Annotated in this window: 22 protein-coding genes; all 22 read right to left on the reverse strand. The window is 57.0% G+C overall.

Annotated features, from left to right (window positions below):
- Positions 1 to 124: 124 nt before the first annotated feature.
- The 22 genes from GFER_RS07295 to GFER_RS07400 all read right to left on the reverse strand — a co-directional run bounded on the left by GFER_RS07295 (position 125) and on the right by GFER_RS07400 (position 21,618).
- Positions 125 to 985 (reverse strand): menaquinone biosynthetic enzyme MqnA/MqnD family protein, encoded by an 861-nt coding sequence (locus tag GFER_RS07295; RefSeq protein ID WP_040097956.1) that lies wholly within the window; start codon positions 983 to 985, stop codon positions 125 to 127.
- On the reverse strand, positions 982 to 2,499 hold the full coding sequence (locus GFER_RS07300) for a TolC family protein (RefSeq protein ID WP_040097959.1): 1,518 nt from the start codon (positions 2,497 to 2,499) through the stop codon (positions 982 to 984). The genes GFER_RS07295 and GFER_RS07300 overlap by 4 nt, the downstream gene beginning before the upstream one ends.
- A gap of 90 nt (positions 2,500 to 2,589) precedes the next feature.
- Positions 2,590 to 3,423, reverse strand: coding sequence for a lipoate--protein ligase family protein (locus GFER_RS07305; RefSeq protein ID WP_040097961.1), 834 nt, complete (start codon positions 3,421 to 3,423; stop codon positions 2,590 to 2,592).
- A 53-nt stretch (positions 3,424 to 3,476) separates the two neighbouring features.
- Entirely contained in the window at positions 3,477 to 4,814 is a 1,338-nt protein-coding gene (gene accC / locus GFER_RS07310; protein ID WP_040097963.1) for an acetyl-CoA carboxylase biotin carboxylase subunit, read from the reverse strand.
- A gap of 68 nt (positions 4,815 to 4,882) precedes the next feature.
- The gene (gene accB / locus GFER_RS07315) at positions 4,883 to 5,365 is read right to left on the reverse strand and encodes an acetyl-CoA carboxylase biotin carboxyl carrier protein (protein ID WP_040097966.1); all 483 of its coding nucleotides are present in this window, start codon (positions 5,363 to 5,365) and stop codon (positions 4,883 to 4,885) included.
- Positions 5,366 to 5,434: 69 nt separating this feature from the next.
- Positions 5,435 to 6,508: a M24 family metallopeptidase gene (locus GFER_RS07320; protein WP_040097968.1), complete on the reverse strand. Its 1,074-nt coding sequence runs from the start codon at positions 6,506 to 6,508 to the stop codon at positions 5,435 to 5,437.
- A 24-nt stretch (positions 6,509 to 6,532) separates the two neighbouring features.
- Positions 6,533 to 6,967, reverse strand: a complete 435-nt coding sequence (gene aroQ, locus GFER_RS07325; RefSeq protein WP_040097970.1) for a type II 3-dehydroquinate dehydratase — start codon at positions 6,965 to 6,967, stop codon at positions 6,533 to 6,535.
- 6 nt (positions 6,968 to 6,973) lie between these two features.
- A complete protein-coding gene (locus GFER_RS07330) occupies positions 6,974 to 7,333 on the reverse strand; it encodes a roadblock/LC7 domain-containing protein (RefSeq protein WP_040097972.1) in 360 nt (119 codons plus the stop codon).
- Positions 7,323 to 8,162, reverse strand: coding sequence for a tetratricopeptide repeat protein (locus GFER_RS07335; protein ID WP_040097974.1), 840 nt, complete (start codon positions 8,160 to 8,162; stop codon positions 7,323 to 7,325). The genes GFER_RS07330 and GFER_RS07335 overlap by 11 nt, the downstream gene beginning before the upstream one ends.
- A complete protein-coding gene (aroB, locus tag GFER_RS07340) occupies positions 8,159 to 9,259 on the reverse strand; it encodes a 3-dehydroquinate synthase (RefSeq protein ID WP_040097975.1) in 1,101 nt (366 codons plus the stop codon). The genes GFER_RS07335 and aroB overlap by 4 nt, the downstream gene beginning before the upstream one ends.
- Complete coding sequence (locus GFER_RS07345; RefSeq protein WP_040097978.1) at positions 9,256 to 9,801, reverse strand: shikimate kinase; 546 nt, start codon at positions 9,799 to 9,801, stop codon at positions 9,256 to 9,258. The genes aroB and GFER_RS07345 overlap by 4 nt, the downstream gene beginning before the upstream one ends.
- Positions 9,802 to 9,905: 104 nt before the next feature.
- The gene (gene pilQ / locus GFER_RS07350) at positions 9,906 to 12,707 is read right to left on the reverse strand and encodes a type IV pilus secretin family protein (RefSeq protein WP_052446136.1); all 2,802 of its coding nucleotides are present in this window, start codon (positions 12,705 to 12,707) and stop codon (positions 9,906 to 9,908) included.
- Between the two features lie 4 nt (positions 12,708 to 12,711).
- Positions 12,712 to 13,209: a pilus assembly protein PilP gene (locus tag GFER_RS17595; protein ID WP_161807395.1), complete on the reverse strand. Its 498-nt coding sequence runs from the start codon at positions 13,207 to 13,209 to the stop codon at positions 12,712 to 12,714.
- Positions 13,210 to 13,211: 2 nt separating this feature from the next.
- Positions 13,212 to 13,802: a type IV pilus inner membrane component PilO gene (locus tag GFER_RS07360; RefSeq protein WP_040097980.1), complete on the reverse strand. Its 591-nt coding sequence runs from the start codon at positions 13,800 to 13,802 to the stop codon at positions 13,212 to 13,214.
- Positions 13,803 to 13,853: 51 nt separating this feature from the next.
- A complete protein-coding gene (locus GFER_RS07365; protein ID WP_040097982.1) occupies positions 13,854 to 14,417 on the reverse strand; it encodes a PilN domain-containing protein in 564 nt (187 codons plus the stop codon).
- Complete coding sequence (gene pilM / locus GFER_RS07370; protein ID WP_040097984.1) at positions 14,414 to 15,472, reverse strand: type IV pilus biogenesis protein PilM; 1,059 nt, start codon at positions 15,470 to 15,472, stop codon at positions 14,414 to 14,416. The genes GFER_RS07365 and pilM overlap by 4 nt, the downstream gene beginning before the upstream one ends.
- Before the next feature lie 267 nt (positions 15,473 to 15,739).
- On the reverse strand, positions 15,740 to 16,513 hold the full coding sequence (locus GFER_RS07375; RefSeq protein ID WP_139171968.1) for a prepilin peptidase: 774 nt from the start codon (positions 16,511 to 16,513) through the stop codon (positions 15,740 to 15,742).
- Positions 16,514 to 16,532: 19 nt separating this feature from the next.
- Positions 16,533 to 17,522: a transposase gene (locus GFER_RS17600; RefSeq protein WP_082047957.1), complete on the reverse strand. Its 990-nt coding sequence runs from the start codon at positions 17,520 to 17,522 to the stop codon at positions 16,533 to 16,535.
- Positions 17,523 to 17,599: 77 nt separating this feature from the next.
- Positions 17,600 to 18,490, reverse strand: coding sequence for a hypothetical protein (locus tag GFER_RS07385; RefSeq protein ID WP_040097986.1), 891 nt, complete (start codon positions 18,488 to 18,490; stop codon positions 17,600 to 17,602).
- On the reverse strand, positions 18,490 to 19,299 hold the full coding sequence (locus GFER_RS07390) for an ABC transporter permease (RefSeq protein WP_040097989.1): 810 nt from the start codon (positions 19,297 to 19,299) through the stop codon (positions 18,490 to 18,492). The genes GFER_RS07385 and GFER_RS07390 overlap by 1 nt, the downstream gene beginning before the upstream one ends.
- Positions 19,296 to 20,222 (reverse strand): ABC transporter ATP-binding protein, encoded by a 927-nt coding sequence (locus GFER_RS07395; protein ID WP_040097991.1) that lies wholly within the window; start codon positions 20,220 to 20,222, stop codon positions 19,296 to 19,298. Before GFER_RS07395 ends, GFER_RS07390 begins: the two co-directional genes overlap by 4 nt.
- Positions 20,191 to 21,618 (reverse strand): O-antigen ligase family protein, encoded by a 1,428-nt coding sequence (locus GFER_RS07400; protein WP_161807396.1) that lies wholly within the window; start codon positions 21,616 to 21,618, stop codon positions 20,191 to 20,193. Before GFER_RS07400 ends, GFER_RS07395 begins: the two co-directional genes overlap by 32 nt.
- Positions 21,619 to 22,036 lie beyond the last annotated feature (418 nt).

Consider the following 22,036-nt stretch of genomic DNA (forward strand, 5'->3'; position numbering starts at 1 on the left):
ACACCTATACCCTTTTAGCCTTTTAAGCAAAGTTATGAAACCTTGGAATTATTATGAGTTCTCCAGGAAAAGAAAAATCGATTCCAGTTGAGCGCACGGGATCTTCCGTTTGCCACGCAACCGTTCATGCAAAAATGACGCCTTTGACATCAAAATCAATTCCGTTTGAAAAAAATTCCATCTCAGGCCGAGTTTCGATCAGGCCATGTTGGTGGCAGAGGCGGAAGTAAAGATCAAGCCCCTTCAGGTGTTTTGCATCCAGTCCATAAGACATGCAGCGCCAATAAGCGCAGATATCCGCCGGTTCAAACCAGGTGTTTTCCGGCACAGTCAGTGCCATTTCCTCGAGGCAAGAGAAGGCCTGTTCCAGAGAATGTTCGAGTTGCTCGGTTAAAGCGATGAGTTGGTCGCGTTTGCGCATTGCCGCTTCGCGGCGCAAAATCCACAAAGCGAAGACAAAAGGCAGACCGGTTTTTTTGAACCAGAGCTCACCCAAGTCATAAATCCGACAAGCGCCAAGAAAGCGTCGCGCGCCGCGCAAAGCGCGGTCCCCGATGAGCAAAGCGGGTCGGCCCCGGGCTATCTGCTCTTCAACCGAGGTTTCGCCGACCTGAAAACGTGCCCCGGTCACGCCGTAGAATTCCCACAGCAGAACACGCAACAAATTAACCGAAGTCGCCGATTCGCCGGTCAGGGCAATATCGCGATCATCAAGCTCTTCAAGGGGACAGGGAGAAAACAGCAGTACACTTTGCACCGGGCCCAGAGAACTGATGGAAAGGCCCGGCAACAGAAGATAATCCTGCCAGTGAGCGCCGTATTCAAAGGAAGACGATGGGCAGACGTCGATCCGTCCCTCGTGCAGCAGACGATTGAGCGTGGAGGGTACGCCCTTGACCAATTCCCCACCAAATCCGGTATTAGCCAGGTGATGAAAAAAAGGCGCGCAGTTGAGGTAGCTGATCTGACCGACAATGAGGCTCACGGCGCGGCGACTCCCAGCAAGGGGCGATCCTGGCGCGCGGACACGGGCGCGACAAAGCGGATCCGCTCTTCCTCCAGCAGCAGACCGCTGACGCGCAGATAATCGGTGATGGCGCGGTTGTAATCGGCCAGGGCAGCACTCTCATCGAAGCGCGCGGCGGCCAGATCGTCCTCCCCTTCGAGCACGTCGCGGGTGGTGGCCAAACCGACTTCCTTGCGCTTGAGAAGCGTGCGCAGCTTTTCCTCGGCCAGGCGGCGGCCGCTGCGCGCCGCTTCAATTTTTTTATCGCTGACGTCGATAAGACGCAGAGCCGCGCGGATTTCACGGCGCGCCTCTTCCTTGAGTTGCGCCAGGCGCGCCTGCTCGCCCTTGAGCTGCAGATCGGCGCGCTGCAACGCGTTGCGCGCCTCGCGGTTGCCAAGGGGATAGCTTAAACGCACGCCGATTTCCCAGTTCTCCAGATCGTCGCTGGTCAAACCGTCGACGGATTGGCCGAATTCCTCTTCCAGGGAGAGGCGGGCATAGCTGGCCTGCACGTCGACCCGTGGCAGAGTCTGGTTGCGTGCCACCTGCCGGGAAATGTCGAGCCGTTCCAGTTGGCGCAGCCGGCGCATAAGGTCGGGACGCTTCTCCACCGCCGCGGCATAGCCTGTTTCTTCGTCAAAATGCACCTGCGGCCGCTCTAGCGCGACATCTTGTGGTGCGACGGGATCGGGGGCGTTGATGAGTTGGGCGAGCACATCGAGAGCATCGAAGTAGGCGCGTTGGACATCGAGGAAATCACGCTCGCGCTGGCGCAAACCAACCTCCGCCTCAAGATTTTCAATGGGAGGCAAAACGCCGGCATCGACGCGGGCGCGGTTTTCTCCCAGAATTGTTTTGGCCAACTCCACCGAAGTGCGCCGGTATTCCATATCTTGGCGTAGTTGCAACGCCTCGATCCAGGCGTTGCGCACCTGGGCGATGACGTCAAACGCCCTTTCGCGCAAATCCTGCACGGAAACTTCCAGATCCTTGGCGGCGAACAGGATGTCCTGCTCGGTGACGGTGCGGCCGAAATCGCGCAGGAGCGGTTGCACCAGACTGAAACGCAGTTCACCCTGGTAGGCGGGATTAACCAGCAGAAGATCATTGCTGCTGTATTCTCTGCGCGTCCTCCAGGAAGCGATTAAATCCGTGCCGAGGGGTATTTTTTGACCAATTGCCAGATCGGTGTCACGAAACCTTGTACGCGTAATTGGCTCGGTACTGAGAAATTCTAAGTTTGTAAAGGAGCGATTACGGCCTTCACTCACACCACCCTCGACCCTTGGATCGTAAATCCCGTAGGCGCCGCGCAGAGCCGCCTCACCGGCACGAGTGTCATAGGTCTGCGCCTGGATGTCGAGGTTTTCCTCCAGCGCCATGCGCACCAGGGTTTTCAGATCAATTTGTCGCGGCTCCTCGGCGCCCAAAACGGGAGCGAAGGATATCACCAGAAATATCGCCGCAACGAGCAGACCGGCCCGGACCATAGTCATCGCCTTTGCTTTCTCAAGTTATTTTTCAACGGCAGATCATACCGCGCAACGCCGAATTTTTCAAAATCCAAAAAAAAAAGAGGATCAGGTCAGGCCGCGCAAATTCCACGACTCACAGCCATAGCGCGTCGCAACCAACTCCTGGGCGCGGGCCAGTTCCACGGGACTGAGATCAGAGTCTTCCAGAGTCAGCCCGAGGACGGCGGCAAAGCTTTCTACAAAGAGCGTTTCAAGCGAGTCTATGTTGAGGGGCGGATGGTGCCAGCGATTGATCCAACCGACGCTCTGTTCCAGGTGGCGCAGGGCGACGGAGCGAGGTTTGGCATCTTCGGGGTTGAGAAGGTCCCAGAGCCGTTCGAGGTCGAGATCCAGCGGAATGGAGCCATGCTGCAAAAAAGCACCGCCCTGGCGTTTCTGGGCGCCGCCGGTGAGTTTGCGGCCCGCGCAGAGGATCTCATAGCTCGATGGAACGCTAAAACAGACGCTGGAGGCACCATCGGCCTGCGCCCCATGAAAGCGGCTTCGGCCCGACACCAGACGCCCGTCGATGCCCAACCGGGCAAACAGGGCCAGCAGAGGAGCAGCGATGACGCGGTAATTTTCCAGGACACCGCCGGAAAAAACGCCCCCTTGTTCCGGCGCCACCACGGCATAGGTCAGTTCATGCTGATGCAGCACCGCACGTCCACCGGTGATGCGCCGCACCACCTCGACACCCTGACGACGGCAGGCCGTCAGATTGACCTGATCCGTGCCCCGTTGGGCGTAGCCGAGACTCACAGCGGCTGGTTGCCAGCGGTAAAGGCGCAGCAACGGCGGACAACGGCCGGCCGCAACCGATTCGAGCAGGGCCTCGTCCACCGCCATGTTCCAGGCTCCGTTTGCCGGTGAGGTACGGAGCAAACGCCAGCGATCCATGGATTCCCCATGAAAAAAGGCCGGGGTAAGCCGGCCTTGATAGAAAACAATGATTAGAGAATGACGCGTTCCAGGAATCCCGTATCCACATCACCTTCAATGAATTCCTTGCTGCGCATGACTTTCTGATGGAAAGAGATGGTGGTTTTGATGCCCTCGATGATGTATTCGTCAAGCGCCGTAGACATCTTCTTGATGGCCTCTTCCCGTGTTTCGGCGTGCACGATGAGTTTGGCGATCATGGAATCATAATGGGGCAGCACCTTGTACTGGTCGTAAACGCCGCTGTCGACACGCACTCCCAACCCGCCGGGCGGATGGTAGCCGACGATCTTGCCCGGAAAGGGCGTGAACTTTTCCGGATCTTCGGCATTGATGCGACATTCGATGGCATGGCCGCGAATCTGAATGTCCTCCTGCCGAAAACGCAAGGGGTGGCCGGCGGCAATACGAATCTGCTCTTTGATGATGTCGATGCCGGTGACCATTTCGGTCACGGGGTGCTCGACCTGCACCCGCGTGTTCATTTCCATGAAATAAAAGCTCTTGTCCTGATCAAGAAGAAATTCAACGGTGCCGACGCTGGAATAATCGACGGCCTTGGCCGCGTCCACCGCGCATTTCCCCATTCTCTGACGCAGATCTTCGCTGAGTACGGGACAGGGGGCCTCTTCGATCAGCTTCTGGTGCCGACGTTGAATGGAGCAGTCGCGCTCGCCGAGATGAATGACGTTGCCGTGCTTGTCGGCCATGATCTGAATTTCGACATGCCGCGGACGCTCACAGTACTTTTCGATGTAGACTTCGGGATTGCCGAAGCCGCTCTGAGCTTCGGCGCGCGCGGTGGCAAACGCATTGGGCAAGGATGCCGGTGAATGGACCACCTTCATGCCGCGTCCGCCGCCGCCGGCGGTGGCCTTGATGATGACCGGATAGCCGATCTGGGCGGCGATTTTCTTCGCCTCCTCGGCGTTCATGACACCTTCGGTGGTTCCCGGCAAGATCGGCACCCCGGCCTTGGTCACCGTCTGGCGGGCGCTGATTTTATCCCCCATCAGACGCATGCTCTCAGGGCTGGGGCCGATGAAGGTCAGGCCGCACTGGGCGCAGATCTCGGCAAATTCAGCATTTTCGGAGAGAAAGCCGTATCCGGGGTGAATGGCGCTGGCGTCGGTGACTTCAGCGGCACTGATGATGGCCTTGATGTTGAGATAGCTCTTGGTGCTGGGCGCAGGCCCGATGCAGATGCTTTCGTCGGCCAGTTTGACGTGCAGCGACTCGCTGTCCACATCCGAGTGAACCGCGACGGTTTTGATGCCCAGTTCCTTACAGGCACGAATAACGCGGATGGCGATCTCTCCGCGATTGGCAATCAGAATCTTATTGAACATGGTGGACTCCCGTGACGAGTGATCCGTGATCAGTGATCGGCGACATGCACCTCACCCTTCACCGGGTATCAAAGACGCTCAACCAGAAACAAAGGATCACCGAATTCAACCGGTTGAGCATTCTCCTTGAGAATCTCCACCACCTTGCATTTGAATTCGGCTTCAATTTCGTTCATCAGCTTCATGGCTTCGACGATGCAGAACACCTGGCCTTTGTCCACCACCGAACCGACTTCGATATAAGGATCGGCATCGGGGGCGGGGGCGCGATAGAGGGTGCCGACGATGGGCGAGGTAATGGTTTCGTACTTGTCGCTGAGAGGCTTGGCGGTTTCAGCAGGAGCCGCGGCAGGGGCGGCAGGTGCTGCAGCAGGCGCGGCAGCCGGCGGCGCGTGCATGTACTGGGGCGCGGCCGGGGAAGAGACGTGGATGATTTCCTGATTTTTCCCGCGCTTGATGAGAATTTTTTCGTCGGCGTTTTCCATCTCAAATTCGGTGATATCGGTTTCAGTGACCATTTTTATAAGAGTTTTGAGATCTTTGATTTCCATTCAGCTTTCCTCCTGGAGAGATTAAGCCCCTGGCAGGGGCGATGCAACTTCGGTCCCGAAAACAGCCGGTCAGACCTGCAGGACTTTGAAATCCTTGGGAATTTGCGTAATCCTTCGGCAGCCTTCACTGGTAACGACGATGGTATCTTCAATCCGTACCCCGCCCAGCCCCGGGATATAGATGCCGGGCTCAACGGTAAAAACCATCCCCTCTTCCACCCAATCCTCAGAGCGGGGAGAAGCGGTGGGAAACTCGTGTACCTCAAGACCGACACCATGGCCGAGACCGTGGCCGAAATAATCGCCGAAACCACGATCTGCAATATAATCGCGCGCCACGGCATCGATATCGCGCAGCGACCGACCGGGTCGAATGGCTTCAACGGCGCGATCATGAGCTTCCAGCACGCACGCGTAAATTTCGCGCAGGCGCGGGGAAACCTCGCCCAGGGCGAAGGTCAGTGTTTCATCGGAGTGATAGCCGCCGACGCGGGTACCGAAGTCGACGGTCACCAATTCGCCGGCCTGCAACAGCTTCTCCGAAGCAACGCCATGCGGCATGGCGCCACGCTCTCCTGAAGCGACGATAAAATCGAAGGCTTTTTCTTCGCCGCCGCGTCGCCGTAAGGCGAGTTCGAGCTCAAAAGCGATGTCGCATTCGCGCGCCCCGGGGCGGATGAGGGGCAACACCTCGTCGAGAGCCTCGGCGTTGAGCCGGGCAGCTCGGTCCAGAAACTCCAGTTCATCTGCGCCTTTGCGCCCGCGCAGTGCCGCCAATTGCCGCGTCAGGGGCACCCAGTGGATATCGCCGCCCGTTTCCTTGAATTTCTCCCAGACGGAATAAGGCAGGATATCGGCCTCAAAGCCCACCCGGCGACAGCCGAGTTCCTGCAACAGCCCAAGAACGCCGTCGAGCTTGATCTTGTATTCGCGTATCTCATCCGCCGCGACCTGAGTGCGCGACTGCGTGATATAACGGGAATCACACAGAAAAAAAACCGCGGACGCGGTCACCACCACAACCCCATCGGTTCCGGTGAAGCCGCTGAAATAGCGAAGATTAGGCAGGCTGCAAAACAGGATGGCGTCGAGATGATCCGCCTGGATCAACTGCTGCGCATTCCGGGCTCTGGTTTCTAGCATGAAAGGGCCTTTGTCGGCAAAAATTTATTTGCGGCGCCCGGCCAGCGCCCGCAACGCCAGTTCATATCCCTGAGCGCCGAATCCGCTAATCTGGCCGAGAGCGACAGGCGCGATCAGGGAATGCCGACGGAATTCCTCACGCGCATGCACATTGGACAGATGGACCTCAACCGTATCGATGCCTACAGCGGAAATCGCATCGCGCAAGGCAACGCTCGTATGAGTCAACCCACCGGGATTGAGGATGATGCCCTGCACCGACTCACTGCGTGCCTGATGAATACGGTCGATGAGCACCCCTTCGTGATTGGATTGCAGGCTGGAGAGTGCAACGCCGAGGTCCTCGGCGATACGGCCCAGTGCCGCAAGAATATCATCCAGGGATTGACTGCCGTAAATGCCGGGCTCGCGCACGCCGAGAAGATTGAGATTGGGACCATTGAGAACCAGAATTTTCATATCGTCTCACACCAACTGAGCGCGCAGGCCCGGCGCTTCGCGCATGAGGAGAAAGCGGCCTTTGCCGGCATTGCCTTCGCGCCTGAGCATCAAACCGACGAAGTATTCGTCGGACAGAATCCGGATCAGGACCTGATATCCCCCAGAGAGAATGGACACCTCCTCAAGCTCTCCGGTTTGGAGAATTTCAGCGGCATTTTTGATCTCTTTAAGGATGTTGGCATACTCCACCGCCACCAGACCGAGGTCGATGTCGTCGATGGGACGCAAATACTGGTCGACAGCGATGCCGTCATAACCCATGACCACCGCTCCGACCCCCCCGGAGGTTTGTTCGACCAGGGAACGAAGAACCTCAGCGAACATGGGCTCTCCTTTTGCTGATGGCAGTCAGCCAATTGTCAAAGACGCCAAGCAGGCGCTGCTCCATCGACGGCGTCTCGACGGCAGGCGCCTTGGCGGCGAGAGAGGCAGGCTCAGTGCTCACTGAAATGCCGGCATCCTTAAGGTTTTCAGCCGGAATGGCGGGGGAAATATCGGCAACAACTTGCTGGCTTTTCGCTTGAAGAGATGTGTCGACCACCGGTGGGACCGTCGCGGCCTGCAATTCGCCAAGTCGCTCTTTTGCCAACACATTTTCCGGGTCATCCAGAAGAATTTCCTGATAAACCTGGATCGCCTTGCTTAGATAACCCTGCTTGACGTAAATTTCGGCCAGGGTCGGCGTCGTGATCGAGCGCTTGGCCGTTTGACCGGAACCAGGAGTCGGCGTCTTGACCTTCAGCGTCGCGAGAAGATCGCGCGCGGCCTCATGCTCGGGCTGCACATCCAGCAGCCGCTCCAGGCAGGTGCGCGCCTGCGCCGGATGTCCCAGGCGGTGATGCAGATCCGCAGACAACCAAAGCGCCTCGGGGTCCGGGGGATCCTGCTTCAGGCACAGTTCCAGGGCATCGACGGCACCAGCCGGATCCTTGGCTTCGACAAGCAGACGCGCAGCCGTCAAGGCCAGAGGCGCCTCCTGCGGAAACCGCATCAAACCGACACGCGCCAAGTCAAGAGCTTCGGCATGACATCCCGCCTCTTGCAGGAGATCGGTCAGCTTGCGCCATTTGTCGGCATCCGGATCACGAACCAGCGTGACTGCGGCCTGAGCCAATTCTTTCAAAGATGTGTCTTGCGCGGTTTTGGCAGTCATGCCGTGGCCTTTTCACAGTATTTTTCCAGGATGGGCGGAATGATCCGGTCGGGATGCGCGACGCTATGCAGCACACAGTCGCCGATGCCGCGATTGAGAACCATTTGCAAAACGCCCTCTTTGACTTTTTTGTCGCGGGTCAGGGCATCAAGGTAGACAGCGGGAGCAAAAGCCGGAAGACGCACCGGCAAATCCAAGGCCCGAAGCAGATCTTCGATGCGCAGCCGATCCGGTTCGGAGGCCAGGCCGAGATCCGCGGCAATCGCCGCGGCCGCCACCATACCCATGGCCACCGCCTCACCGTGACGCAGGGTTCCGTAGCCCGCCAACAATTCCGCCGCATGCCCAAGGGTGTGGCCGTAATTGAGAATGGCCCGCAAGCCCCCTTCTTTCTCGTCAATTTCTACAATATCCGCCTTGATTTGGCAAGAAATCCTCACCGCTTCGACCAAAGCCGGGGCCTCAAGGGCGAGCAGGGCGGCATGCTCCCTTTCCAGCCAGGCAAAAAAATCCGCATCGCGCACCACCCCGTATTTCACCACCTCGGCCAGTCCGGAGCGAAATTCGCGCGGAGGCAGAGTGCTCAGGGTATTTACGTCGATATGGACATGGCGGGGCTGATAGAAGGCGCCGATGAGATTTTTGCCCAGACGATGATTGACTCCGGTTTTTCCGCCGACGGAACTGTCGACCTGAGAAAGGAGCGTCGTCGGCACCTGCGCAAAGGGGATGCCGCGCAAATAGACGGCCGCGGCAAACCCGGCCAGATCGCCGATCACACCACCACCGAGGGCCAGAATACCGCTGCCGCGATCGTATCCGCGCGCGATCAGTTCGTCGAATAGCGTATTGAGGGTATCGAGATTCTTGAACGCCTCGCCATCGGGAACACTTATTTGCGCCGCGTGGAATCCCGCCTCGCGCAGCGTATCAAGAACAGCAGCTCCATAGAGAGCACTGACGGTCGGATTGGTCACGACCGCAACCTTTCGCGGAAAAGCCACCGCGCGCAGAGATTCCCCCAGGGCGGGCAATATACCGCTGCCGATGGTAATGGGGTAGCTACGTTCGCCAAGGCCGACGGTAAGGGTCTTCATGCTGGATCCTCAGGGCAAAGATTTAACATCTCCACGATCCGCGTCACAATTTGCCATGGCGACAAACCGCTGCATTCAATGCGTAAATCTGCCTGGCGGTAATATGGCTGGCGCATTTCATACAGCCGCCGCACCGGCTCCCAACCCTGGGCGCCCGTGGCCAGCGGTCGCCCGCCTTGTGCTTGCAGCCGGGGTTGCAGGACGTGCCAGGGCAGATCGAGAAAAACTACCTTGCCCAGGCGACTCAGGAGCCGGCGGTTTTCTTCGCGCCCGACAATTCCACCACCGGTCGCGACAACTTTGCCGGGGCCGTCATCGAGCAATTGCAGGCTCCGGGTTTCTTCATGGCGGAAGATATCCTCACCCTGCTGCGCGAAGATCTCCGGAATGCTCAGCCCCACCCGCTTTTCAATGGCACGATCGAGATCAACGAATTCCCACCCCAACCTTTCGGCCAGAGCCTGCCCCACGGTCGTTTTTCCGGCGCCCATGAAGCCGGTGAGAAAAATATGACGTTTGCTTTCGGCGTCTTCAGCAACCATGAGCATCCCTGACAGTTTACGCGCGCATCATAGCAGAAAAGGACAGGTTGAAAAACCTGTCCTTTTCATTCTCACTAAAATATCTGATCTGGTGCGTTGAAATGCTACTCCAGAATCCGCGGCGTGATAAAAATCAACAATTCGGAACGACGCTTGGTCACGTTGGTCGACTTGAAAGCATGACCGAGAACGGGAATCCGCATGAGGAAAGGAACGCCGGATTCGGAGTGACGATCATCCTCGACGAAGATACCGCCAATAACCGTGGTGTCGCCGTCGAAGACAAGCACCTTGGTTTTGGCTTCCTTCTTGTTGATACCCGGCAGGTCGGCCGTGGTGAAGCTTTCGCCGGGGGCGCTGTTGCTGGCGGTTATTTCCATGATGATGCTGTTGTCGGGATTAATCACCGGCACCACCTTGAGTTCAAGAACGGCGTCGACGAACTCGGTGCGTGGCCCGTCGGCACCTGAAGTCTGGTAAGGAATGGTGGTGCCCTGGGTGATGACCGCCTCCTGGCCGTTAAGCGTGGTGACGCGTGGCCGGGAGATGATTCTTCCCTTGCCGGAGGATTCAAGGGCACTGAGGCGCAGGTCGACCACGGTGCGGTCGACGCCGAGCTCGCCGAACTGAATACCGGCTCCCAGGCCGGCTGAGGTTGCCGCGGAACCAGGCGACGGCAAGCCGACCAGAAAGTTGCCGCCCATCCCCACATTGAACGAATCAAGGGTGCTGCCTGGGTTTTGATAGGAGATGCCCCAGTTGACGCCGAGGTCGCGGGTGAAGTCGGAGCTGGCCTCGACGATGCGCGCCTCGATCATGACCTGACGCTCAGGCGTATCAAGGATACCGATCAGTTTGCGGATATCTTCCATCACACCGGGGATATCGCGGATGATGATCTTTTTGTTCCGCTCGTCCTGAGTAAGGCGACCCCGGTCGGACATAAGTTCACGTACAGGTACCGCGATATTCGCCAGGTTCGTGTAGCTGACGCTGAAAACCTCGGTGGTCAGGGCTTGAAGCTCCTGCCTGCTGCGCGCTGCAGTCAACTCGGCATCTTCCATTTCACGAATGCGTGATTTAGGCAGAATGCGCACCACATTGCCCTCGCGCAGCATTCCCAACTGACGGATATCGAGAATAACTTCAAGTGCCTGATCCCAAGGAACGTCGATCAGGCGAATGCTGATATTGCCCCTGACCTCTTCGCCGGCGATGATATTGAGGTTGCTCACCTCCGCAATCAATTGCAGAAGATTGCGCACATCGGCATTATCGAAAACCAGGGAAATCCGCTGGCCGGTGTACCGCGGCCCGGGTTCGGTGGGAGCAGTTACAGCGGGAGGGGCGGCAGTGGGCGCCGGAGCAACCCGCGGAGCCACCGTCTGCATCGCTGCCGGCGCAGTCACGCTGGGTGGCAACGCGACTTTCACCGGTGCCGGGGCGACCTCGCCGAAAGAATTGTTTTGCACTTCAAAAATCAGCTGATTGCCCACCTCACGCAGGTGGTAAGAGACATCGCCCTTGAGGCGCGCGGCAAAGCGTACATCTTGAACCGAACCGCGATTGACCGTGTACGGCGTCACCATCTCCAATGCACTGGGGAAAGCCGAGGTGTCGATAACCCGCCGGTGAGCACGGCTGATGGAGCCGTTATCGAAACCAAACAGCACCACATTGCCCCGCTCCATGGGCGGGCTGATCTGAGCCGGTCCGGAGAGAGTCACTATAAACAGCGACTTGTCCCCCTCAATTTTAAACTCAATGTCCTCAACAGCCACTGGCGCTTGCATCAGCCGCGTCACAGGAGCAGGAGCAGGAGCAGGAGCAGGAGCAGGAGCAGGAGCAGGAGCAGGAGCAGGAGCAGGAGCAGGAACGGCGCGAGGTTCCGCAACCGGGCGCGGCGCGGGGGCCGGAGCGGGGCGCGGCGGGGTGTCGACAACGCGCGCTTCAGGTGCGGGCGCCGCCGCTCTGGGTGCGGGCATGCCGGCGTGCCAGCTCACAACCAGACCCTGGTCGACCTCATGAACCTCATAAGCGGGCAGATCGGCACCGCCTGCGTCGAACACAAAGCGTGTCTTGTCTTCATAGGTACCGATACGTACGCGGTCAAAACCGGCCGCCCCGTCCATAGCACGCTCACGGAAAGCAGGTCTGACGCCGAACACATCCAGGACCATGCGCGGTGGCGAGCCAAGATTGAAATAGCGGTAGCGATCAATCGCGCCGTCGGTGGCAATAGCGATCTTGCCCTCCTCGACCTCGACCCGGTTGACCAAGGTCGCGCTTACGCCTTCAGCACGGCGCGGCGTCAATGGTGACACTTCAGCGGGAACCGGCGCAGGTGGCGGGGTTGTCGCAACAGGTGCAGGTGCAGGTGCAGGTGCTGGTGCTGGTGCAGGTGCAGGTGCAGGTGCAGGTGCGACAAGAGTCGGCGCAGGCACATCGGCCGTGGTGTCAGGTGAGAAGCTCAGGGAAAAGCTGTTGCCCTCAATGTCGACGGAATAATCGACCTTGTCATCGACGAGAATTTCAATGCGCCCCAGCTTGCCCATGGTGAGATCAAACGAGACCACGCGAATTTCACGAATGGGTCCGACATTGACCGGTAGTGGCGAAGAAATATCCGAAACATCCATGCGCGGAAAATCGATGACAATCCGCAAAGGTTCGCTCGAATCGTAAACCGTGTAGCGAAATCCCACCGGACGCTCGGTCTGGATGTTGACGCGAGGCGCCTGCGGGTCGGCATCGATGGTGACGGCGACCACGCGGTTAAGATCTCCATTAGGCGTTGCGCCTTCCTGGGCATTGACACCGGGGGGAAGAAACCAGCCGCCGCAAAGGACGGCAAGCGCAACGATCAGAGTGCCGATGCCTGGGAAAATTTTGGCCACGGAATGCATTGTATTAGACTCCCTCCCGTTTCGGAAGCTCGATGGCTTGCCTGCTGGTGCGAACCTCGTCGGTGAAATCATAGAAGCGCTCTTCCACCACGATACGGTTTTGTTCAATGCTGACCACGGCACCATTGTTCTTGCCGATCCTGGTCCCGACTCTGACAATGTAAGTCTTGCCGTCCGGGGCCAAAACCATGGCGCGCGGATTATCCATCCCCACAATCGCTCCAATCAATCTGAGCTGCCCCAGATCAAACTGCTGCAAGGGAGTTTCAGGTTCGGTCCTGGCAACCGGTTTGCGAATCTCAAGCAGCGACTGAAAGGGATCGCGCCGCCCGCTGGGATCGTAAACATATTTCGGTTTCTTGTCCGCCGCGGCCGGCACCTCCACCGCCTTGGTGTCTTCAGCCGCAACCGGCGAAGGGTTGGCCGGCGCGGTGGTCTGCGCCTGGGCGGTAAAGACCAGGGACACCGCAAGGAAAAGTGCCAGAATCACTCTGGTCGGCATGATCATCCTCCCTGTCCTTCCGTTGAGGTTTCAACAAACCGGAAGGTCGTCGCTCGACAATCAACCCGCAACCGAGCGACTCCGTCGGCGCTACGCGCACTTTCCATGGAAAGATTGGAAATATTGACGATACGGGGTAACTGCCCGACATTGTAGAAAAACATGGCGACATCATGATAAGAGCCAACCAGGCGGATGTCGACGGGCACTTCGGCATAAAAGCCGCGATTCACCTCGCCCATAGGACGAAACATGAGGATTTCAAGGCCCTGCTCACGTGCCAGGCTTGAGATATTGGTCAGCAGCGAGGGAATTTCTTTTTGATGAGGCAGCTCGACAAGCGCCCTCTCAAGTTGGACTTGCAGCGCTTCATATTCGGCCCTGATCTGGTCGAGATTTCGGGCAATACGCCGGTTATCCTCCAAACGCCGCTCCAGGTTCTGCTGCTCACGCTCCAGACGGGCGGACTCTTCGAGCTGAGGCGCATAAAACATGAAGTAGAAGGCGACACCCACCAGGGCAAGCACCAGGCCCAGCAGCAGCAATCGCTGGTAAAGGGGCAGCTTGAAAATTTTTTCAATACGAGCATTCATAAGTTCAGGCCTTGGCTGAAGCAGTGTGCGGCGAAATGTTCCGACGGCACATCAGTTGGCGGATGCGGTCTTGGGCGGCGTATCGGCGCGAGCCGCAAGACTGAACCTTTGAAGCTTGAGACCATCCTGGGTGATCTGTTCGGTCACCTGCAGTTCGACCGCGCGATAGTAGGGCGAGGCTTCCAGTCGTTGCATGAACGAAGCGACCTCATTTTCGTTAAGCCCGATGCCGTTGATGGAAATAGCGCCCCCGGATTCTCTGAAAGAGGTGACCCAAACTCTTTGCGGAAGAACCAGGCTAAGTTGATCCAGCAGATGAACCGGGCCGCTTTGCCCGGCTTTAAGCGTTTCAAGAACATTGAGCTTGGCCTGCAACTCTTCACCGAGTTGTTTGTAGCGTCCGACCTCGCCGATGACTCGCTGCAACTGCCGGATTTCGTCATTGCTGCGCGCAATGTGTTCCTTCTGTCTGTCGATTTTCATCGACACCGAGGCATAAAGGCCCGCGCAGACAACCAGGGCCGCAACGACGGAAAGAATCAAAACGGAAATTTGCGCCCGGATTCTTTCCTTTTTCTGCGCCGCCCGCACGGGCAATAGGTTGATGCGAATCATTTATCCCCCACCCTCCTCATGGCCAGGCCGGTCGCCACCGACATCAACGGACCCACGGCCCGCACATATTCGGGGTCGAATTCCTTTTCGTCCACAAAAATTCCCGCAAAAGGATTGATCACCTCAACCGGTATCGCCAGACGTTCCTCAAGAGCGCTGACGACCTCCGTGGAACGGGAAACCCCACCGGCGAGATAGACCTTCTGGACTTTTTCATCCGCCGAGGTTGCCGAGAAGAAGTCCAGAGAACGCTGCACCTCCTGAGCCAGGCTCTCGGCCGCATCAGCAATAACCGCCGTGACCTCATCGGGATCCACATCTTCCACCTGGCCGCCAAGCTTCAAACGCTCGGCATCTTCGCCGCTGATGCCAAGACGCTTTTGCAACTCCTCATTGAGCATGTTGCCGCCGACCTGGATGTCACGGGTAAAGGCGGACTCGCCACTTTTGAGGATATTCACGTTCATGCCGCCGGCACCGATATTGATCAGCGCCACAATTTCATCGGTACTGGTGCCGTAGCTCGCCTCAAACATGTTTTCCACGGCAAAGCAGGCAATATCCATAACCACCGGGTTCAGACCGATATCAACAAAAACCGCCACATGATCATTCACGAAATCCTTTTTCGCTGCAACCAGCATCACGTTCATCTGTGACGGATCCTTGACATCGGGGCCGAGAATCTGAAAATCGATATTGACATCGTTGATATCAAAGGGGATGTACTGCTCTGCCTCCCATTGAATGGAGGCCTCCAACTCATCTTCGGCCATGATCGGCAGCGTGATTTTGCGAATGATGACAGAATGACCCGAGATGGAAGTAGCGACATTTTTGGTCTTGACCTTCAGGCTTTCGACCAGATTGCGGATGGTATCCTGGACCACGCTGGGATCCATAATGGAATGATCGACGATGGCTTCGGGAGGCAGGGGCATCAGTCCCATATTCTGCAACTGAAACCCGCCCTTGACTTCCCTGAGCTGCACCAGTTTCACAGCGCTTGAGCCGATGTCAATTCCGATGATGTCCTTTTTGCTTTTAAACAGCATGGGGAAGAATCCTGATCGCCCGAAGTAATGAATTGTTCACTGAAGGCTGCCGTTGATGCCTGCCACGAGAATTAGAGCAATAGCCGTACCAACTTGTGGAAAACGCAAAAGAAGTCACAAAAAATAAGTCAGTGCAATACGTTCCAGTAAATATGCCCTCGGCGCGTTTTTTTTTCAATGAAAATGCCCCTAAGGAAGAAAAATTAACCGAATTATAGATTAAGCCAGATGAATGTCAATGATTTAAAAGGGTTCCCCTCCCCCGCCCTAGGACATGAACAAACCCAGATACCAGTGAAGGATCTCAGGTCCCCAGAACAGGTAAAACAGCGCACCAAAGGCCAGAAACGGGCCGAAGGGCAAGGCCAGGCGGGTGTCGGCCTTCTGCCGGATCATTACCGGAATGCCTACGGCGGTGCCCGCCAGCGAACTGATGAAAATAATTGGAAACACCGCCTGCCAGCCAAGAAAGGCGCCGATCATGGCCAGCAGCTTGATGTCACCGCCGCCCATGCCCTCTTTCTTGGTCAGAAATTCATACACCATCGCCACCAGCAGCAGACTGCCGCCGCCCACCAGAATGCCCAGCAGCGAATCCAGCCACGACACCCAGGGAACGGCAAAAGAGCAGCCAAAGCCGATGACGATTCCCGGCAGGCTGATGGCATCGGGAATGATCTGATGGTCCAGATCGATGAAAGTGATGACAATAAGCGCCGCCCCGAGCAGCCAATAGACCGGGGTGACCGCATGCAGACCGAACTTCCACAGCACCCCGAGAAACAACACGCCACAAAGGGTTTCCACCAGGGGATAACGCATGGAAATCCCCGCGCCGCAATGGGCGCAGCGGCCACGCAATACCAGCCAGCTCAGCAGGGGAATATTCTGGTACCACCGGATGGGCCGCTCGCAGTGCGGACAGCGCGAACCGGGACTGACAACAGAAAGCCCCTCAGGGATGCGGTAGATGCAAACATTAAGAAAGGAGCCAACCACGGCACCGAGCACAAAAGAAAAAATCAAAAAAAGGAACGGCATAAAAATCCCACTCAAGGGGTCAAATCTTTAATGTTGACAACCGCTCTTCCAAATTGTCAACCAGGCGACAAATTTCGGAATCAGCACCAAGCTTAACGCGTAATCGCTTACGCTCCTGACTCACGGCACTATAATCCAGGCCGAACAATTCACCAATAGCAGGGCCCTTAAGGCCGCCGTGGCGATAGAGTAAATCCATGGCCACCCGCCGCAAATCGCCCTTCTCCCTTTTCAGGTCGTCAAGATTTCTGCCGGTTTCTTTCTCGATTTCAGCAAGAATCACGCCTTGATTTCGATACTGATTGATGTGCCGCACCGCAGGCTGTTCACGCTCCTGACCCGTGCCGGGGTGCTCCTTGGTTATTTTGTCTATAAAATTTTCGCTGCCGAGAATGCTTTGGCCAAAAACCAGAGACTGAACATCGAGATCCTCAGCGATATCCGAATGAATCTGTTTGCGGTAAGAATCCCTTCCCTGGTGCGTCTCTCCGCCGAATTCGGCCAGGACAAGGGCATAGGTGATCATCGATTGGCGTTTGTCCGTTTCCAGATATCCAGGGAGACTGCTCCAGGGATAGGCGCGGAGCTGTTCAATTTTTTTTGGAACGGAGACATCTTCCAGAGATTTGATCCGCACCGGATTCAGATGGATATACCTTGAAACCATGGAAAGGTATGCGTTTTTCTCGACAAGCAGGCTTTTGTAGCGCCCTTGGTAGAGATGCCCAACCCGCTTATGCCGACGGTTGAAGTAGCCGGTATAAGTAATGTTGAACCGCCGCATGAATTCGGAAAGATTGCCGAGTGGGGTTTCCACCAGCAAGTGGAAATGGTCCGCCATCAGCACATAGGCATGAATGTTGACGGTGTAGATCTCGCGGGATTGGGCAAGGAAACGCAGAAACGCCATCCGGTCATGATCGTTCCGGAAAATTTCCCTACGCTCGTTTCCCCGGCACATGACGTGGTAAACAGCACCGGGATATTGTATACGCGTCGGTCTGGCCATAGGTTCTTTTATCTGCGCGTACCCGCCATGTCAACAATAAAGATTTGACCCCATGATTTTTGTTGGGATCGCGGGGATTATTCCTGCCTGCTGTTTTCTGATTCCGGCGCGTCGGCAGGCGGTGTTAAGACGAAGCGGCTGGTGCTGAACACGCGGCCGCCGGGCAGCAGCACCCACTGGCCGCCGTAGGGATCGTCGGGCATTTCATCGAGATAGCCGCCTTGGATCAGTTCCTGAGCTTTTTCCGGCACGCGTCCATGGTCGGCCTGAAAGCGTGTCACCGCCTCTTCGATGAGGGTGGCCCGTTCCAGGGCCAGCAGGCGCCGCTCCAGTGAGGCGCGCAGGCCCTCATCGGCTGTTTGCAAAAGCAGGGTGCGCAGAAAGAGGATGGCGGTGTCCGTGCGCTGGCCGTAATAGCCGAGCCGCGCCGCCAGATTGGGGAGGAAATTCGGGCTGTCGGGCAGGCGCGCGGCCTGCATCAGATATTCGGCACCGGTGGCGTAATCTTGAAGAAAATAAAAGTGATTGAAGCCGAGAAAGAAAGGCATCTGCCAGTCGTCGCTGCGGTGTTCCATGCCTTTTTCGAGCAGGCGGTTGGCGTCCTCGACCAGTCCCGCCTCCCAGGCCAGCAGCGATACGCCGAAAATGTAAGGATCGAGAAACCGCGGGTCAAGATCCGTCACCGCATCCAGCGAGGCCACCAGATATTGCCAGTCCTGGGCGCTGAGTTGCTCTTGGTGCATGACCCGGTCGCCGTAAAAATTCATAGTCTTGAGCAGCAGATAATTTGCCAGCAGCCCTTTGTGCTCCAGGGCGAAGACGCGGATGAAGCGGCTCGGCAGGACATAGCCGGCATCCAGAGAACGGCGGTATTCGCGGCGCTGCTCCCAGGCCTGCTGGTGCATGAAAAAATGCAGACCGGCCAGCAGGGGCAGCAGAAAAATCAGCGGCCAGATCAGACGTCGCATCAGTTGAATTCCCGCCGGCTGAATGCGATGGCCGCCAGAAGCAACAGGACCCCGGCGTAACTGACGGCGTAGCCCAGGGAAGAAAAAACCGTGGTGGGGGCGATGGCGATGCCGTGGGCGGCTTCTCTGCCGAAATCAAAGACGGCGAGATTGGGCAGCAGATAAGAGACCGTCGTAATAAAGGTCTGCAGGGCCGGAGCGACCTCCGCGGTGCGAAAGCTCGACTCCAGGTAGAGGACCACCTCCTCGATGGCCTGCCCCGCCAGATAGGTGCTGACCGTGAAAATCAGGGCAATGAACGAACTGGTGCTCAAGGCGCTGAACAGCACCAGGGCGGCCGCCAGAACCGCCAGCTTGATGAAGATAAAGGCCGCGGCGACCAGATAGATCGACCAGGAGAAATTGCCGAAGTAATCCGGATAGAGGCCGGAGAGCAGCACGATGGTCACACAGGACAAACCCAAGAGAACCGATAACGAGACCAGGATAAACATCAGCAGCCCGAGATATTTGCCCAGGATGTAGCAGGGGCGTGAAATGGGCTTGGACAGCACCAGTTGCACGGTCTTGCGGTCGATGTCCTTGGTCATGAGGTTCAGGCCGACGAACAGCACCAGCAGCAACCCGGAAAAAGACAGAGCGCTGAGGTTGACATCCACCGTCACCTTGCCGATCTCGCGCAGGAATAGTCCGGACACCGCGATGTTGAGACCGAAAATGAACAGGGAAAAGAGCAGAATGCCGAACACCGAGCGGTTGCGGATGCCCTCTTTGTAGGTAATCAAAGCCAGGGGCAATATCGAACTCATCGGGCATGCTCCTCAATAGTCTGGATAAACAACTCTTCAAGGGACATCTTCTCGCCGCGCGTCGCCAGCACCCCGATGCCCAACTCATCCAAACGCCGGATGGTTTCACCGAGTCCCCCGGCGGGCAGGGAATACACCACCTCGCCGCCGCGCCGACTCAGGCTGCCCTCCCCTTGCGCCAAAGCGGCCTGCTGCGCCTCATTCAGGGGCGCCAGCACCAGATTGACCGCGCTGCGGGTGTGCTCCAACAACTCGCTTTGCGAAAGTTGCCGCACCAGCCGCCCTTGCACCAGAATGCCGATGCGATCGCACAGCCGCTCGACATCGCTGAGGATATGCGAACAGAAAAATATCGTCTTGCCCTGCTCTTTCAACTCCATGACCAGATCAAAAACAATCTTGCGGCCCAAGGGATCCAACCCCGACATGGGCTCATCGAGAATCACCACCGAGGGGTCATGCAGCAAGGCAAAGCAAATGCCGGCGCGCTGCAGCATGCCCTTAGAAAAGGTGCGCAGCGGCCGATTTTGCGCCTCGGTCATGGCCACCTTGTCCAAAAGTTCGTCGCGTCGCCGCGCGCTGACGTCCGGCGCCAAGCCCGAAACGCGGCCGCAGAAGGCAAGCAGTTCGCGCAAGGTCAGATGATCATAAAGATAGGGATTTTCCGGCAGATAGCCCGTTTCGCGCTGAATCGTTTCGCCTTTGGGCGCCTGCCCGCGAAAGCGGATGGTGCCGCTGTCCGGCCGGCTGAGCCCGAGGATCAGGCGGATGGTGGTGCTTTTGCCGGCCCCGTTGGGGCCGATGAGGCCAAACACTTCACCCGGCGCCACCTCAAGACTCAAATCCGTCAAAGCCTTGACCTTTTTTTTGAACAGGCCCGGATCGTAGGTTTTATTCAGGTTGTGCAGTGCGATTTCCGCCATGGTCATTCTCGAGAAAAAGGTGATCGGCCGGCACGGCGCCGGGAAAAAACGACTCGATGGGTCGGCCCGTAGCCCGCGCGGCGCGCGTCATGTCGATGTAGTGCAAAAACTGCCAGGCCGGCTCATGCACCGGCTGCTGATGGATGGACATTTCGGCCGCCGCACGCGCCTCGTCCAGCAATCCGACCAGGAAATACAACCGCGAAAGCAGCAACCACTGCCAGTAAGCCCGCTCCATTTCAGCCAGATCCTCGGCAAAGGGAATCAGCCGCAGCGCTTGGGTCTTATCCTGCGATTCAAGCACCTGCTGGGTCAACTGCGGCAAAATGCGCGTCAAGGTTACATAGCGCGTCTGCGGATTATAGGCCAACTGCTGAAAGTCCGTAAAGGATTCCTCGACGGTTTGACCTTCGCGCAGAGCGTCGCGCAGGGCCGCGGCTTTGGCTTCAAGAGTCGCCAGAAATATCGTCAGTGCCAAGGCGCAAAGGGCCACCCCCTGAAAAGTCACCCGCGTCGCCCTGCTGGGGCTCCAGGTTACAGTCGGCCCGTGGGCCAGAGCGCACCCCAGAAAAACGGCGAACAAGGCCAGAAGAGGCGCAAAACGAAACGGCCAGGAAAAAAAAGCCATGAAAAAGAACGGCAAAAGCATCAGATGGGAATAAACATAAGCCGGATCATCCCCCCGGCCTTCCTTCACCACACCGTAGATCAACCGTTTCAGTATCCACAAGGCCAGTCCGGTGAATAGCAGAAAGGCGGGAATGCCGCCTTCGGCCAGCATTTGCAGGTATTCGTTGTGCGACCAATTGGTGTAACTGCGCGCTTCATATAATAGACGTATTTTCTCCTGGGCCACCACCTGTGTGTCGGCAAGAAAATAATTGAAATTGCCGAATCCCACCCCCGCCCAGGGATGCTCTAACCCCATCAGCAAAGACGAGTACCACAGCACAAAGCGAGTATCGATACTGACATCACCACCTGCGGAGACCATACTGCGCGTGGCACCGCCGTCCAGAGCCATCAATCGATATAGACCATAACCCACCAGCAACCCGCCGAGCAAAGGAAGCAGTCGTCCGACCATCTGCCGGAAATTGGAAAGATATCGACCTTTAAGGACGAAATAAGCGACCAGGCACCCAATCAGGGAAAGAGACAACATGCCGTTGCGCGAACCAGTTTGAAAAAAAACAAAAGCGATCAGAGCAACAGGGATCAGGCGCAGCCATCCATGCCGCGACACCAATCGACTCGCTTGGACATCCGCATGAATGTAACGGTAGCTGCAAGCGAGCAGAACCAATATTAAAAACAAGGCAAAGAGGTTGGGCTGGCCATACATGCCGGTAATGCGCGCATTCGTGGTGGACAAGAGGACGTACGGGATGAGCATTTGGGTTTCAGGCCCGAATTGCCAAAACCAAAAATATTGGAAAAGTCCGAAAATAGCAGAAAATACGCCTAAAATGCACACCATGTCGACCATGAATTCGAAAGGACGACAGCGGGCTGTTTCTAGATGCACAGTGCAAAGAACAAGGCTTAGGAAACAAGTAACTATCCCTGAAAAAAGCAAAGAACCGTAGGGGGAATGAGCTTGGGCAGATACTGCAATGAACAAGAATAAAGAGAGAAGAAAAATAAGCGATGAGCGAGGAAAATGAATTTCCCTGGACTTTGCAGAAAAAAAATAAAAAATTGAAAAAGAGGCGAGAATGCAGAATAGGAAAAACCGGCTTGAATTAGCAGAGAGGCTAAAGCCCAAGGGTGTATAAAACTGAAAAACCCCTAAGAATGCAAAAAAAATCAAC

It is taken from the genome of Geoalkalibacter ferrihydriticus DSM 17813 (assembly GCF_000820505.1).
Taxonomy (GTDB): domain Bacteria; phylum Desulfobacterota; class Desulfuromonadia; order Desulfuromonadales; family Geoalkalibacteraceae; genus Geoalkalibacter; species Geoalkalibacter ferrihydriticus.

What these genes read in the sequence shown, in the direction of transcription:
- GFER_RS07345 (WP_040097978.1), bottom strand. Translation starts at nt 9,801, where the DNA reads ATGGTTGCTGAAGACGCCGAAAGCAAACGTCATATTTTTCTCACCGGC.
- accB (WP_040097966.1), bottom strand. Translation starts at nt 5,365, where the DNA reads ATGGAAATCAAAGATCTCAAAACTCTTATAAAAATGGTCACTGAAACC.
- GFER_RS07330 (WP_040097972.1), bottom strand. Translation starts at nt 7,333, where the DNA reads ATGTTCGCTGAGGTTCTTCGTTCCCTGGTCGAACAAACCTCCGGGGGG.
- GFER_RS07395 (WP_040097991.1), bottom strand. Translation starts at nt 20,222, where the DNA reads ATGGCGGAAATCGCACTGCACAACCTGAATAAAACCTACGATCCGGGC.
- GFER_RS17595 (WP_161807395.1), bottom strand. Translation starts at nt 13,209, where the DNA reads ATGCCGACCAGAGTGATTCTGGCACTTTTCCTTGCGGTGTCCCTGGTC.
- GFER_RS17600 (WP_082047957.1), bottom strand. Translation starts at nt 17,522, where the DNA reads ATGGCCAGACCGACGCGTATACAATATCCCGGTGCTGTTTACCACGTC.
- aroB (WP_040097975.1), bottom strand. Translation starts at nt 9,259, where the DNA reads ATGAAGACCCTTACCGTCGGCCTTGGCGAACGTAGCTACCCCATTACC.
- GFER_RS07390 (WP_040097989.1), bottom strand. Translation starts at nt 19,299, where the DNA reads ATGAGTTCGATATTGCCCCTGGCTTTGATTACCTACAAAGAGGGCATC.
- GFER_RS07300 (WP_040097959.1), bottom strand. Translation starts at nt 2,499, where the DNA reads ATGGTCCGGGCCGGTCTGCTCGTTGCGGCGATATTTCTGGTGATATCC.
- GFER_RS07385 (WP_040097986.1), bottom strand. Translation starts at nt 18,490, where the DNA reads ATGCGACGTCTGATCTGGCCGCTGATTTTTCTGCTGCCCCTGCTGGCC.
- GFER_RS07360 (WP_040097980.1), bottom strand. Translation starts at nt 13,802, where the DNA reads ATGAATGCTCGTATTGAAAAAATTTTCAAGCTGCCCCTTTACCAGCGA.
- GFER_RS07365 (WP_040097982.1), bottom strand. Translation starts at nt 14,417, where the DNA reads ATGATTCGCATCAACCTATTGCCCGTGCGGGCGGCGCAGAAAAAGGAA.
- pilQ (WP_052446136.1), bottom strand. Translation starts at nt 12,707, where the DNA reads ATGCATTCCGTGGCCAAAATTTTCCCAGGCATCGGCACTCTGATCGTT.
- GFER_RS07375 (WP_139171968.1), bottom strand. Translation starts at nt 16,513, where the DNA reads ATGCCGTTCCTTTTTTTGATTTTTTCTTTTGTGCTCGGTGCCGTGGTT.
- aroQ (WP_040097970.1), bottom strand. Translation starts at nt 6,967, where the DNA reads ATGAAAATTCTGGTTCTCAATGGTCCCAATCTCAATCTTCTCGGCGTG.
- accC (WP_040097963.1), bottom strand. Translation starts at nt 4,814, where the DNA reads ATGTTCAATAAGATTCTGATTGCCAATCGCGGAGAGATCGCCATCCGC.
- GFER_RS07320 (WP_040097968.1), bottom strand. Translation starts at nt 6,508, where the DNA reads ATGCTAGAAACCAGAGCCCGGAATGCGCAGCAGTTGATCCAGGCGGAT.
- GFER_RS07305 (WP_040097961.1), bottom strand. Translation starts at nt 3,423, where the DNA reads ATGGATCGCTGGCGTTTGCTCCGTACCTCACCGGCAAACGGAGCCTGG.
- pilM (WP_040097984.1), bottom strand. Translation starts at nt 15,472, where the DNA reads ATGCTGTTTAAAAGCAAAAAGGACATCATCGGAATTGACATCGGCTCA.
- GFER_RS07335 (WP_040097974.1), bottom strand. Translation starts at nt 8,162, where the DNA reads ATGACTGCCAAAACCGCGCAAGACACATCTTTGAAAGAATTGGCTCAG.
- GFER_RS07400 (WP_161807396.1), bottom strand. Translation starts at nt 21,618, where the DNA reads ATGCTCATCCCGTACGTCCTCTTGTCCACCACGAATGCGCGCATTACC.